A 12,538-nucleotide genomic window follows, 5' to 3' on the forward strand; every position below is an offset into this window, starting at 1 on the left:
CCGGTCAGTGGTAGACCATCACCGGCCGGTAGTTGACGGTCAGCCTGGAGCCGCCCTTCACCTTGCTGACCGCGCCCAGGATGGTCTGGGCGTGCCTCGCGCTGCTGGCCAGGCGAACCCGCCCCTTGCGGTTCGGGTTCCAGTAGATCCGTCGGGTGCCCGAGGAGTCCTTGACCACGCAGGTGTAGGTGCCGTGGCGGTCCTTGGCGCACGGCGCATGGGAGCCGGAGCCCACGAGGCTGCCGTGCATCCACTTCTGCACCAGTGCGAAGGCCCGGCCCGCGGGCGTCACCACGCTCGGGCTGCCCGGCTGTGAGAGCAGGGTGTTCGCCAGGGTCGCGCCGCTGCTGAAGGCGCCCAGGTCGTAGCGGTACCAGTAGACCCGCTTGACCCGGGCCGCCGCGTTGAGGAGGTAGGTGCGGGCGACGTACGACGCCTGTTTCGCGCTCGAGATGGGCGTCGCGGGGGTGCCGCCGAGGCTGCCGGTCTGGAGGCCGTAGTTGACCTCGGTGTTCCAGATCGGCACGCTGGCCGGGACGTGGTCGCTGCGCAGCCTGCTCCTGACTTGTCCGAGCTGGCGCATGCTGTCCTCCGGCCCGCCGGGTCGCCCGCCGTAGGTCGGTAGCGGGTAGAGGCTGAAGCCCAGCGCGTCGTAGAACTTCCACACCGGCGTGCCGCCCAGCTTCATGCCGTAGAACTTCTTCAGCCAGTCCAGCTGGTAGCCCAGCCGGGTCACCATCGGAGGACTGACGATGGTCGCCTGGGGGTCCACCCGGTTGCCGACGTCGTGGACGATCTTGCTGAGCTTGGCCATCTGGGTCATCGAGCCGGTCCAGAACGTCGAGATGTTCGCCTCGTTCCAGACCTGGTACGACGAGATGCCGCGCTTGCCGTGGAAGCTGCGGTAGCGGTGCATCACGGCCGAGACGAAGTCGGTGAAGTGCTGGAGCTTGCCCGGCGGATCGGTCGGCGTGGCCGGTGCGTAGAACGACGGCGTCATCGCCAGCACCATCGTCACGCTCTCGTGCGCGGCCTGAGCCGCCGTCACGAGCTGGTCGAGTCGCGCGAAGTCGTAGACGCCCGGCGACTTCTCGATGTCACGCCACTGCACCCCGACGTCCCACAGCCGGACCGAGCCGTCGTGGACGTGGCTGTGCGAGAGCAGGGAGGAGTCGTGGACGCCGAACAGGGTGTGGGCGATCCGCACGTTGTTCGCCTCGGCCGGCGCGAACGCGCTCAAGGGCACCCCCAGAGCGGTCACGAGCCAGAGGACGAGGGCGGACCAGCGCCGACGAGACAGGTGGGTCACGGACACGGGCTCCTCCAGGTGGGCTGGGACCGCAGCGTAACCCAGCGGGCTACTTGGTCGACCGGACCAGCACGGGCATGTAGCCCACCCGGAGCTTCTGGCCGCCCTTGACCGACGTGACCGCTCCGAACTCGTCCACGCGCTTGCGGGCCGAGGTGACGAGCCGGACGTTCGCCTGGCGGTAGGGGTTCCAGTAGACCCGGCCGACCCCCGTCGCGTAGCGGATCACGCAGGTGTAGGTGCCCTTGGTGTCGGTGGCGCACGGGCGCTGTGTGGCGGTGCCGACCAGCGTGCCGTTCATCCAGGACTCGATCCGGGCCAGCGACGCCCCGGCCGGGGTCAGCAGACCGGCGGCGCGGTTGCTCGGGTCGGTGAGCAGGGTGTTGCCCAGGGTGCCGCCGCTCGGCAGCTGGCCCATGTCGTAGGCGTACCACTCCACCCGCCCCACGCCCTGGGCCGCGTTCAGCAGGTAGGTGCGCATCACGTTGGCGATCTGCGCCGCGTCGGAGATCGGCACGCTCGCCGTACCCCGGCCCATGCCGTAGTTGACCTCGGTGTTCCAGATCGGCATCGACGCCGGCACTCCGTCCTTGGCGAGGTACGCGCGCACGCTGGCCAGCAGCGCCATCGAGTCCTCCGGCGTGCCGAAGCGCGTGCCGCCCGAGCTCGTGGGGTAGGTCTCGACCGGGTAGAGGTTCAGCGAGATCGCGTCGAGGTACTTCCACACCGGCAGCCCACCGGTCGCGGAGAGCCGGTAGAAGTCGCGGGTCCAGATGCGCTGGTAGGACAGCCGGGACACCTGGGCCGGACCGATCAGCTTGACGCTCGGGTCGTGCGCGGCCCGCACGTCGTACTCCGTCTTGACCAGGTCCGCCATCTGCTGGGGGGTGCCGTTCCAGAACGTGCCGATGTTGGCCTCGTTCCACACCTGGTAGTTCGCGATCCCGGGCCGGCCACTGCCGTCGTAGTTCTTGTAGCGGTCCATGACCGCGCCGACGTACGCCGCGAAGTCGTCGGGGTTCGGGGCCTCGGTGCCGTCGGTGAAGGTGTTCTCGGGCGCGGCCGCCCAGGTCGGCGTCATCGCGGTGACCAGGGTGACCTCGGTGTGGTTGGCCCAGGCGTCCGCCACGATCGTGTCCAGACGGCTGAAGTCGATCTGCCCGGGGTGCGGCTGCATCGCCTGCCAGGTCACCCCGGCGTCCCAGAGCCGGATCGAGCCGGTGGTCGGCCGGCTCAGCGAGGTCAGGTTGGCGTCGTGCACGCCGAAGAGGCGGTGGTCGACGCGCACCTTGATCGGGCGCGTCTTCGCAGCGCCTGCCGGCCCGCGGCTCGCGGAGTGAGGCGTCGGGAGGTTCGCCGAGGCCGCCTCGACGGTTCCCACCGCGGCGGAGACGGCGGCGACCAGAGACAGCGCGAGCGCGCCCACGAGGGGTGCGCGGCGGCGGGACGACAGGTGCATGGCTCTTCTCCGAGGTCGCGTGCGGTTCGACGGCGAGGGCCCCCGACAGCCGATTGCCAGTATCTGCAGGTCAGCGGGCCGCCGCAGGCGAATCGGAGAAGTGGGTCCGATCGTCGCCGGGGTCCCGCCCTCCGGCACAATGGCGCGGTGCCCCACCCCCCGGTCGTCGCCCGCGCCGTCGTCCTGGCCGGTCCGTCGGGCATCGGCAAGTCCCGGCTGGCCGCGCTGACCGGCCTCCCGGTGCTCAGGCTCGACGACTACTACCGGAGCGGGGACGACCCGGCGTTGCCTCTGATCACGCACGGCGCGAACGCCGGGCTCGTCGACTGGGACGACCCACGCTCGTGGCGCGCGCAGGACGCCGTCCGGGCGGTGGCGGAGCTCGCCGGCACCGGCCGGACGGTCGCGCCGGTCTACGACATCGCCCGGAACGGTCCCTGCGGCACCCACGAGGTGACCCTCGACGGCGCCCGGCTCTTCGTGGCCGAGGGGATCTTCGCCCAGCAGATCGTCGCGGACTGCCGAGGGCGTGGTGTCCTCGCCGCTGCCTTCTGCCTGCGCCAGCGGCCCCTGGTGACCTTCTGGCGACGCCTCACCCGCGACCTGCGTGAGCACCGCAAGCCGCCGCTCGTGCTGGTCCGCAGGGGCTGGGCCCTGATGCGCGACCAGCAGAGGGTGATCGCCGAGGCCGAGCTCCTCGGCTGCACGGTGGTCTCCCCCGCCGAGGCGGACGCCAGGATCCGTCGGCTGGCGTCAGGCTGAGCCGGACATCGCGGCGTACCCCGGCTTGATCACGTCGTCGATGATCGTCAGCCGCTCGTCGAACGGCAGGAACGCGGACTTCATCGCGTTGATCGTGAACCAGCGCAGGTCGTGCAGCCCGTAGCCGAAGGCGTCGACCAGGGCGGCCATCTCGGCCGACATCGACGTCTGGCTCATCAGCCGGTTGTCGGTGTTGACGGTGACCCGGAAGCGCAGCGCCGTCAGCAGGCCGATCGGGTGCTCGGCGATCGAGGCGGCAGCCCCGGTCTGGACGTTGGAGGCGGGCGCCAGCTCGAGCGGGATGCGCTTGTCACGGACGTACGCCGCGAGGCGGCCCAGGTGCGCCTGCCCGTCGTCGTCGACGGTGATGTCGTCGATGATCCGCACGCCGTGGCCCAGCCGGTCCGCGCCGCACCACTGGATCGCCTCCCAGATGGACGGCAGGCCGAACGCCTCGCCGGCGTGGATGGTGAAGTGGAAGTTCTGCCGCTGGAGGTACTCGAAGGCGTCGAGGTGCCGGGTCGGGGGGAAGCCGGCCTCGGCGCCGGCGATGTCGAAGCCGACCACCCCTGCGTCGCGCCAGGTGACCGCGAGCTCGGCGATCTCGCGGGAGCGCGCCTGGTGCCGCATCGCGGTCAGCACCTGGCGGACCACGATGGCCCCTCCGGCCTCGGCCATCCCGGCCTCGAAGCCGGCGCGCACCGCCGCCACCACCTGGTCGAGCGACAGCCCGGCGCCCACGTGCTGCTCGGGGGCGTAGCGGATCTCGGCGTACACGACGCCGTCCGCCGCCAGGTCCGCCACGCACTCGCGGGCGACCCGCTCGATGGCGGCCTCGGTCTGCATCACCGCGACCGTGTGGTCGAAGGTCTCGAGATAGCGGACCAGCGAACCCGAGTCCGCGGACTCGGCGAACCAGCGGCCCAGCGACTCCGCGTCGTCCGCCGGCAGGGTGTGACCGGCGGCCTCGGCGAGCTCCAGCACGGTCTGCGGCCGCAGGCCACCGTCGAGGTGGTCGTGCAGCAGCACCTTGGGTGCCCGGGTGATCTCGGCGCGGCTCGGGGGGGCCGGTTCGACCGACGGGCGTGGGCTAGGTTCGGACATGCGCCGATCCTCCCAGACCCGCCCCGACACACGCCCAGCCCAGGAGCCGCCGGATGCGCATCCTCGACAACCTCGACACCCTCGCCGCCATGAGCGGTGAGGAGCTCGGCCTGAGCGAGTGGCTCGAGATCGACCAGGAGCGCGTCGACCAGTTCGCCGACGCCACCGGCGACCACCAGTGGATCCACGTGGACCGCGAGCGCGCCGCGTCCGGGCCGTTCGGCGGCACCATCGCGCACGGCTACCTCACGCTGTCGCTGATCCCGCTCCTCGGCAGCCAGGTCTTCGCGCTCGAGACTCCCGGCGCGAAGCTGAACTACGGCGTGAACAAGGTCCGCTTCCCGCACCCGGTGCGGGTCGGCTCGCGCATCCGCAGCCGGGTCACCCTCGGCGAGGTCACCGACCTGCCCACGGGCAAGCAGCTGACCCTGAGGCAGGTGATCGAGATCGAGGGCCAGGACAAGCCCGCGTGCGTCGCCGAGACCGTGGTGCTGCTGCTCCCCTGACGCGACGCGGGGGCCGCCGGTACGACGACCCCCGCGCTCGAACCCTCGGCTACGGAGCCAGGAGGTTCCGCGGGCTCAGCGGCTGCTGCACCAGCAGCCGGGCGAGCCCGGTGGTGGACGGCGCTGCGTCCCTGGTGCCCAGGTAGACCGCGCGCATCCGGTAGCGGCCGACCGTCGGCGGGTGGAAGCGGACCAACGCCCGCCCGCTGCTGACCCGGGGGTCGAAGGTGCGCAGGAACTGCCATCCCTGGATCGGGTCGAGCCGCTCGATCGTGATCAGGCTGGGCCCGGCGACTGCCGGGTGCACCCGCAGGAGCAGCCGCGCCGTGGCGCCCGGAGCGACCGTGGCGACGTGCCGCCCGTTGGCCAGGATCGCGGCGTGCGTGATCGTCTTCAGCGCCAGGCCGAGGCGGTAGCCCCCGTCTCCCTCGACCGCCACGAAGTAGCGGCCGGCCCGGATGTGGCCGGAGATCAGGTTGCCGCTCCCGATCCGCACGCCGTCATCGCGGACCAGCGTCATCGTCGGCGCGCCCGACAGACTCAACGTCAGGGCACTGAGCCGGGTCACGTCGAACCGGTACAGGTCGCGGGTGTCGATGCCTCCGTTGACGTGGCCCCGGACCACCGCGTGGTTGTGGATCAGCACGCCGGGTGTGGTGTCGTCGAGGCGCGCGGGTGCCACCTGGAGGCGGTAGTGCTGCACGTCGCGACCCCGAGCCGCCCGCACCACCAGGAAATGCCGGCCGGTCCGGGTCGGGGTGAACAGGCTGTAGCCACCACAGGGCAGCCGCTTCAGCGGCGCGGTGCTCTCGAAGTCCGTGGTACCCGGGCCGAAGACCTCGAGCGAGGTGCAGTGGTCGGTGGTCAGGCTGAGCCGCATGGTCGTGCCGGCGTGCAGCCGGGTCCAGTAGGCGTCACCGGGGTTCAGGACCCGGTCGACCCGGTTCTTGATGCCCTGGTCGGGCAGGTGGCGGCCCGGTGGCTCCGGGGGCGCGGTCGGAACGAGCACCTTGAGCTGGAAGGTGTCGGCGACCGAACCGGTCTGGTTGCCCACCCGGATCGCGTAGTCGGCGCCCGGGACGAGCCCCGCGTCCTCGAGGGTGGTCGAACCGGCGGCGTCGGTGCTGTTGCAGTCCACGAAGGTGAGCTTCGAGCGGACCTGCCGGTAGACGTCGACGGTGGCGTCCATCTGACCGTTGGCGTCGAGCTGGACGACGACGGCTCCCCGGGCGGGGGCGGTGAAGCGGTACCACACCGACGAGTCGGTGCCGGCGCAGCTGCTGGAGTCGTTGGTCGCCTCCAGCGTCGCCTCGACCAGCGTGCCGGTCAGCGAGTCGGGAGGTCGGACCTTGGTGGCGTTGACCCGGTTGTCGTTGGACGGCGCAGCCGCCGAGGCAGGCGGCGCCAGGGCGAACGTCGCGCTCAACGCCACCAGCACCGAGAGCGCCGGAGCGAGTTTGCGGGCAAGGCGTGTTGACATCGGAACCTCCTCGTAACCGTCGACCGGTCACGGCAAGCACCGTGCGGATCACGGTGCCTTCCTCTGTTTCGATGCTCCGCCCGGTGGATCGGTTCGGTCCAGAGGACAAGGACCTCGGGCGGCCCGGACCGGTGCCTAGCCGATCCGGTCGATCACCAGGTCCGTCGGGGTGTACGACGTTCCGTCACCGACGTCGTACCCGCCGTCGAGTGCCTCCAGGGCGCGGTCGAAGCGCTCGCTGTCGTCGCTGAGCAGGGTGAACAACGGCTGTCCCTCGCGGACGTCGTCGCCGGGGCGGGCGTGCCAGACGACGCCGGCTCCCGCCTGCACCGGGTCCTCCTTGCGGGCCCGGCCGGCGCCCAGACGCCAGGCCGCCAGGCCGACGGCCATCGCGTCGAGCCGGGTGAGCACGCCCGAGGTCGGTGCGCTCACGACGTGCGACTCACGGGCCGTCGGCAGCTCGGCGGCGGGGTCGCCCCCCTGCGCCGAGATCATCGCCCGCCAGGCGTCCATCGCCGAGCCGTCCGCGAGCCGGTCCGCCGGGTCGACGTCGTCGCGCCCGGCACCGGCCAGCATCTCCCGCGCCAGCGCGAGGGTCAGCTCCACCACGTCGGCCGGGCCGCCGCCCGCCAGCACCTCCACCGACTCCGCGACCTCGACCGCGTTGCCCGCGGTCAGCCCGAGCGGGGTGGACATGTCGGTCAGCAGCGCGACGGTGCGGACCCCGGCATCGGTGCCCAGGGCCACCATCGTCGCGGCGAGCTCGCGCGCGTCCTCGACCGTGCGCATGAAGGCACCGGTCCCGACCTTCACGTCGAGCACCAGCGAGCCGGTGCCCTCGGCGATCTTCTTGGACATGATCGACGAGGCGATCAACGGGATCGCAGGGACGGTCCCGGTCACGTCGCGCAGGGCGTAGAGCTTCTTGTCGGCAGGCGCCAGCCCGTCTCCCGCGGCACAGATCACCGCGCCGACGGACTCCAGCTGGGCCAGCATCTCGTCGTTGGAGAGCGCGGCCCGCCAGCCGGGCACGGACTCCAGCTTGTCGAGGGTGCCGCCGGTGTGGCCCAGGCCGCGTCCGCTGAGCTGGGGTACGGCGACCCCGCACGCGGCGACCAACGGAGCCAGCGGCAGGGTGATCTTGTCGCCGACCCCACCGGTCGAGTGCTTGTCGGCGGTCGGGCGGGAGAGGCTCGAGAAGTCCATCCGCTCCCCCGACGCGATCATCGCGGCGGTCCAGCGGCCGATCTCGCGCCGGGTCATGCCGTTCAGGAGGATCGCCATCGCCAGCGCCGACATCTGCTCGTCGGCGACGTCGCCGCGGGTGTAGGCGGCGACCACCCAGTCGATCTGGCTGTCGCTGAGCTCGCCCCGGTCACGCTTGGCACCGATCACCTCGACGGCGTCATGCGCCACGGACTGCCTCCAGGTCGTCGGGGCCGAAGGCGTCGGGCAGCACCTCGGCCATGCGGCGTGTCCCGGTCGCGGTCATCAGGAGCAGGTCCGGTCCGCCGCTCTCCCACAGCACCTGCCGGCAGCGGCCGCACGGCATGATCACGTCACCGGCACCGTTGACGCAGACCACATGGGTCAGTCGGCCGCCACCGGTGGCGTGCAGCGAGCTGACCAGGCCGCACTCGGCGCACAGCGTCACACCGTAGGCGGCGTTCTCCACGTTGCAGCCGACCAGCACGCGGCCGTCGTCGGCCACGCCGGCGGCCCCCACCTGGAAGTGGGAGTACGGCGCGTAGGCGCGGCGGGACACCTCCACGGCGGCTTGTCGCAGCGCCTCCCAGTCGAACTCGTCTGACATCGTCATCCCTTGACGTAGGGCTCGCCGTCGGCCGCCGGCGCCCGGACCTTCCCGACCAGCCCGGCCACCGCCACGATCGTCGCCAGATAGGGCAGCATCGCGACGACGTTGGACGGGATCGACGGGGCGTTGATCGACAGCGTGAGCTGCATCGCCGAGGCGAAGCCGAACAGCAGGGCCGCAGCCACGGCACCGCGCGGGCTCCAGCGACCGAAGATCAGGGCGGCGAGGGCGATGAACCCCTGGCCCGAGGTGATGTTCTTCTGGAACTGGCCGACCTGGAAGATGAAGTACGACCCACCGAGCCCGGCGATCGCGCCGCCGATGATCACGTTGCGGTAGCGCATCGCGAGGACGTTGATGCCGACGGTGTCCGCGGCCTTGGGGTGCTCCCCGACCGCGCGCGTGCGCAGGCCCCAGCGGGTGCGGAACAGCCAGACGTCGACGGCGATGATCAGGACGTAGGTCAGGTAGACGATCGAGTACGTGTCGAAGAGCAGGGACCCGAGCACCGGGATGTCGCCGAGCAGCGGGACCTTGTGCGCCTCGAAGATCGGCGTGGAGTTCAGGGTCTCGGTGTGCGTCTGCATGAACACGTCGTAGAGGAACCCGGTGAGTCCGGCCGCGAAGACGTTCAGGACGACGCCGAGCACGACCTGGTTGACCATGTACCTGATCGCGAACACCGCCAGGATCGCCCCGATCAGCGCACCTGCGAAGACGCCCGCGAACATCCCGGCCGTGATCCCGACCAGCGAGCCGACCAGGGCGCTGGCCCACGCACCGGCCAGCATCTGACCCTCGATGGCGACGTTGATCACCGCGGACCGCTCGCACATCACGCCGCACAGGGCCCCGAGGATCAGGGGCACGGCGAGCTGGATCGTGCTGGTCAGCGTGCCGACGACGTCGAAGGTGGAGAAGGCGCTGGCCGAGGCCAGCCAGCAGATCAGGGCCACCACGAACAGCCCGAGCCCGACGCCCATGATCGGGCCGAACCAGCGCCGTCGCGGTACGGCGAGCCAGAGCAGGCCGAGCAGCAGGGTGAGCACGCCACAGACCCAGGCGATCGGGGCGGCCGGCACGGTGAAGTGCGGGACGTGTGTCGCGTTGAGCGCACCGAGCCGGATGCTGGCGTCCTGGTGGTGGTGGCCGGCGATCCCGAACCGCCAGATCGTCACCAGCCCGATCACGCCCAGGGAGATGCCGGCGCCGAGGCGCTGCGCCCGCGAGACCGGGGGCCGGACGGTCACGCGCTCCACCAGGAGCTCCTCGTTGGGCTCCACTGCGGTCGTCATCCGTTCCACCCCTTCGCCAGCTGGCCACCGACGCCGGTCGTGGTGACCTTGATCCGCCAGATCGCCCGCACCAGCATCGGCGCGGCGATGAACAGCACGATCAGCGACTGGATCACCTGCACCAGGTCGATCGGGGTGCCGGTCGCCGACTGCATCTGGGTGCCGCCGGCGTGCAGGGCCCCGAACAGCAGACCCGCGGCCACGATGCCCTTGGCGTTGGCCCGGCCGAGCAGCGCGACGGTGATCGCGTCGAAGCCGATGCCGGCGTCGATGTCACCGGTGATCGCGCTGTTGGTGCCCAGGATCTGGCTGACGCCGGCGAGGCCGCACAGGGCTCCGGCGATCAGCATCACCGTGATGTAGCTGTTCTCCACGCTCATCCCGGCCGTCCGGGAGGCGAACTGGTTGGCACCGACCGCCCGCAGCCGGAAGCCGAGCGTGCTCCGGTCGATCAGCCAGCCGACCGCGACCGCGGCGAGCAGCGCCAGGATCAGGCCGGCGTGCACCCGCATGCTGCCCCCGAGCAGCGGCGGCAGCTGGGCGCTGGAGTGGACCTTGTTGGAGATGGCCTGACCGTACGGCGGGGCCTGGAAGCCCTTGACCGACAGCAGGTAGGCGAGGAAGTACAGCGCGACGTAGTTGAGCATGATCGTGGTGATCACCTCGTGCGCACCGGTCTTCGCCTTCAGCAGACCGGCGAGGCCGCCCCACAGGGCTCCTCCGAGCATGCCGGCGAGGATGCCGAGCAGCAGGTGCAGCCCGGGCGCGAGGTGCCAGTGGAAGCCGACGAAGCCGGCGAAGACCGCACCCATGATGACCTGGCCCTGGCCGCCGATGTTGAACAGGCCGGCCCGGAAGGCCAGGCCCACCGAGAGCCCGCCGAGGATCAGCGGCGTGGCGTTGGTCAGGGTCTCCGAGATCGGGCCGAGGTAACCGGCCAGGGTGCCCTTCGACGCGGTGTCGGAGTTGAAGATCGCACCCTGGAAGAGCGCGACGTACCCCCGCCAGATCGCTTCGAAGCCGTAGCGGAAGGTGTCCCAGGGGTACTGGAAGAAGTAGTGCGACGCCGCCTGGGTCTGCGGGTCGGCGACGGCGATCAGGAGCCCGCCGATCAGCATCGCGGTCACGAAGGCGAGCAGGGTGACCAGCAGGCTGCTCGACCACAGCCGGGCGAAGCGCCCGGACGGCGGCGCCTGCTCCGGCGGCGGGGCCGTGGCGGCCTCCGACTGGACGGCCGGCGACTGGGCCGCTGGCTCGGCGGGCTGGTCGCTCACGGGGCGGACACCTCCTGGTCGGTCGTGACGCTGTCGGGGACCGTGCCGGCCATCAGCAGCCCGATCTCGGCCGGATCGGCCCCGCCGGGCATCTCGCCGATGATCTTGCCGCGGTACATGACGCCGATCCGGTCGGCGAGGCCGAGCACCTCGTCGAGCTCGGTGGAGATCACGACGACGGCGGCCCCGTTGTCGCGCTCGGCCACGATCCGACGGTGGACGAACTCCATGGAGCCGACGTCGAGCCCGCGCGTGGGTTGGGCGACGATCAGCAGCTTCAGCGGGCGCGACAGCTCGCGGGCGAGCACCACCTTCTGCTGGTTCCCGCCGGACAGGGTCGAGGCGGGATGCTCGATCGACGACGTCCGGACGTCGAACTCCTCGATCCGCTCCTCGGCGTTCTGCCGGATCCGGTCGAGGTCCAGCGAGATCCCCTTGGAGAAAGGGGGCCGGTGGTAGAGGTCGAGGACGAGGTTCTCCGAGACCGAGAAGCTGCTGACCAGGCCGTCGTGGAGGCGGTCCTCGGGGACGTAGCCGACACCCAGACCGATCATCGCGTCGATGCCGGCCCGGGTGACGTCGCGTCCCTCCAGGGAGACGGTGCCGGACTGCACGTGCTCCAGCCCGACCAGCGCCTCGGTGAGCTCGGTCTGGCCGTTGCCCTGGACCCCCGCCAGCGCGTAGATCTCGCCGCCGCGGACCGAGAACGTCACGTCGTCCACGGTGACCTGACCCGTCTGGTCGAGGACCCGGAGGTTGGCCACCTCGAGGATCTCGTCGCCGGGGGTCCGCGGCTCCTTCTCGATCTCGAGGGAGACCGGCCGGCCGACCATCATCGAGGCCAGCTCGGCCGAGGACGACGTGGGGCTGGCCTCGCCGACGACCTTGCCCCGCCGGATCACCGTGATCCGGTCGGCCACGGCCCGCACCTCGCGGAGCTTGTGGGTGATGAAGACGATGGAGGTGCCGCCCTCCTTGAGGGACCGCATCACGTCCATCAGGTCGTCGGTCTCCTGCGGGGTGAGCACCGCGGTGGGCTCGTCGAGGATCAGCACCTTCGCGTCGCGGATCAATGCCTTGATGATCTCCACGCGCTGCTGGACGCCGACCGGCAGGTCCTGCACGAGGGCGTCGACCGGCACCTGGAGGCCGTAGCGCTCGGAGACCTCGCGCACCTCGCGGCGGGCGGCCCGGCGGTTCAGGAAGCCGAAGCGGGTGCGCTCGTGACCGAGCTCGACGTTCTCCGCGACGCTGAAGACCGGGATCAGCATGAAGTGCTGGTGCACCATCCCGATGCCGGCCCGCATCGCGTCGCCCGGACCGCCGAAGCTCACCGGCTCGCCGTCGATCAGGATCTCGCCCTCGTCGGGGTGGTAGAGCCCGTAGAGGACGTTCATCAGCGTGCTCTTGCCGGCGCCGTTCTCGCCCAGCAGGGCGTGGATCTCGCCGGGCTCGACCACCAGGTCGATGGAGTCGTTGGCGACCAGGTCGCCGAAGCGCTTGGTGATGCCGCGAAGCTCGAGCCTCACGAAA

11 protein-coding genes are annotated in these 12,538 nt (G+C 71.1%); 2 read left to right on the plus strand and 9 right to left on the minus strand.

Annotation, left to right across the window (positions count from 1 at the left end; all coding sequences use genetic code 11):
- Positions 1-4: 4 nt before the first annotated feature.
- Entirely contained in the window at positions 5-1,309 is a 1,305-nt protein-coding gene (locus tag E3N83_RS10370) for a glycoside hydrolase family protein (RefSeq protein ID WP_151083191.1), read from the minus strand.
- A 49-nt stretch (positions 1,310-1,358) separates the two neighbouring features.
- Positions 1,359-2,768, minus strand: coding sequence for a beta-galactosidase (locus E3N83_RS10375; protein WP_151083192.1), 1,410 nt, complete (start codon positions 2,766-2,768; stop codon positions 1,359-1,361).
- Between the two features lie 147 nt (positions 2,769-2,915).
- Between E3N83_RS10375 and E3N83_RS10380 the strand changes: the two genes are divergently transcribed.
- A complete protein-coding gene (locus E3N83_RS10380; protein ID WP_151083193.1) occupies positions 2,916-3,530 on the plus strand; it encodes an ATP-binding protein in 615 nt (204 codons plus the stop codon).
- On the opposite strand, the gene E3N83_RS10385 is transcribed toward E3N83_RS10380, so the two are convergent.
- On the minus strand, positions 3,522-4,634 hold the full coding sequence (locus E3N83_RS10385; RefSeq protein WP_151083194.1) for an adenosine deaminase: 1,113 nt from the start codon (positions 4,632-4,634) through the stop codon (positions 3,522-3,524). The two genes, E3N83_RS10380 and E3N83_RS10385, sit on opposite strands and share 9 nt — an antisense overlap.
- A gap of 53 nt (positions 4,635-4,687) precedes the next feature.
- On the opposite strand from E3N83_RS10385, the gene E3N83_RS10390 reads away from it, so the two are divergent.
- A complete protein-coding gene (locus E3N83_RS10390; RefSeq protein WP_151083195.1) occupies positions 4,688-5,140 on the plus strand; it encodes a MaoC family dehydratase in 453 nt (150 codons plus the stop codon).
- Positions 5,141-5,189: 49 nt separating this feature from the next.
- On the opposite strand, the gene E3N83_RS10395 is transcribed toward E3N83_RS10390, so the two are convergent.
- The 6 genes from E3N83_RS10395 to E3N83_RS10420 all read right to left on the minus strand — a co-directional run bounded on the left by E3N83_RS10395 (position 5,190) and on the right by E3N83_RS10420 (position 12,534).
- Positions 5,190-6,620 carry a hypothetical protein gene (locus E3N83_RS10395; RefSeq protein ID WP_151083196.1) on the minus strand — a complete coding sequence of 477 codons (1,431 nt, stop codon included), beginning with the start codon at positions 6,618-6,620 and terminating at the stop codon, positions 5,190-5,192.
- Positions 6,621-6,755: 135 nt separating this feature from the next.
- Positions 6,756-8,036, minus strand: a complete 1,281-nt coding sequence (locus E3N83_RS10400; RefSeq protein WP_151083197.1) for a thymidine phosphorylase — start codon at positions 8,034-8,036, stop codon at positions 6,756-6,758.
- Positions 8,026-8,433: a cytidine deaminase gene (locus E3N83_RS10405; protein WP_191907764.1), complete on the minus strand. Its 408-nt coding sequence runs from the start codon at positions 8,431-8,433 to the stop codon at positions 8,026-8,028. The genes E3N83_RS10400 and E3N83_RS10405 overlap by 11 nt, the downstream gene beginning before the upstream one ends.
- Positions 8,434-8,435: 2 nt before the next feature.
- A complete protein-coding gene (locus E3N83_RS10410; protein WP_151083199.1) occupies positions 8,436-9,731 on the minus strand; it encodes an ABC transporter permease in 1,296 nt (431 codons plus the stop codon).
- Positions 9,728-11,005 (minus strand): ABC transporter permease, encoded by a 1,278-nt coding sequence (locus E3N83_RS10415; protein WP_238342854.1) that lies wholly within the window; start codon positions 11,003-11,005, stop codon positions 9,728-9,730. The genes E3N83_RS10410 and E3N83_RS10415 overlap by 4 nt, the downstream gene beginning before the upstream one ends.
- The gene (locus tag E3N83_RS10420; protein WP_151083200.1) at positions 11,002-12,534 is read right to left on the minus strand and encodes an ABC transporter ATP-binding protein; all 1,533 of its coding nucleotides are present in this window, start codon (positions 12,532-12,534) and stop codon (positions 11,002-11,004) included. The genes E3N83_RS10415 and E3N83_RS10420 overlap by 4 nt, the downstream gene beginning before the upstream one ends.
- Between the last annotated feature and the right edge of the window lie 4 nt (positions 12,535-12,538).

The sequence above is a fragment of the Nocardioides cynanchi genome (genome assembly GCF_008761635.1).
In the GTDB taxonomy this organism is placed as follows: domain Bacteria; phylum Actinomycetota; class Actinomycetes; order Propionibacteriales; family Nocardioidaceae; genus Nocardioides; species Nocardioides cynanchi.

What these genes read in the sequence shown, in the direction of transcription:
- E3N83_RS10395 (WP_151083196.1), bottom strand. Translation starts at nt 6,620, where the DNA reads ATGTCAACACGCCTTGCCCGCAAACTCGCTCCGGCGCTCTCGGTGCTG.
- E3N83_RS10390 (WP_151083195.1), top strand. Translation starts at nt 4,688, where the DNA reads ATGCGCATCCTCGACAACCTCGACACCCTCGCCGCCATGAGCGGTGAG.
- E3N83_RS10385 (WP_151083194.1), bottom strand. Translation starts at nt 4,634, where the DNA reads ATGTCCGAACCTAGCCCACGCCCGTCGGTCGAACCGGCCCCCCCGAGC.
- E3N83_RS10410 (WP_151083199.1), bottom strand. Translation starts at nt 9,731, where the DNA reads ATGACGACCGCAGTGGAGCCCAACGAGGAGCTCCTGGTGGAGCGCGTG.
- E3N83_RS10375 (WP_151083192.1), bottom strand. Translation starts at nt 2,768, where the DNA reads ATGCACCTGTCGTCCCGCCGCCGCGCACCCCTCGTGGGCGCGCTCGCG.
- E3N83_RS10405 (WP_191907764.1), bottom strand. Translation starts at nt 8,433, where the DNA reads ATGTCAGACGAGTTCGACTGGGAGGCGCTGCGACAAGCCGCCGTGGAG.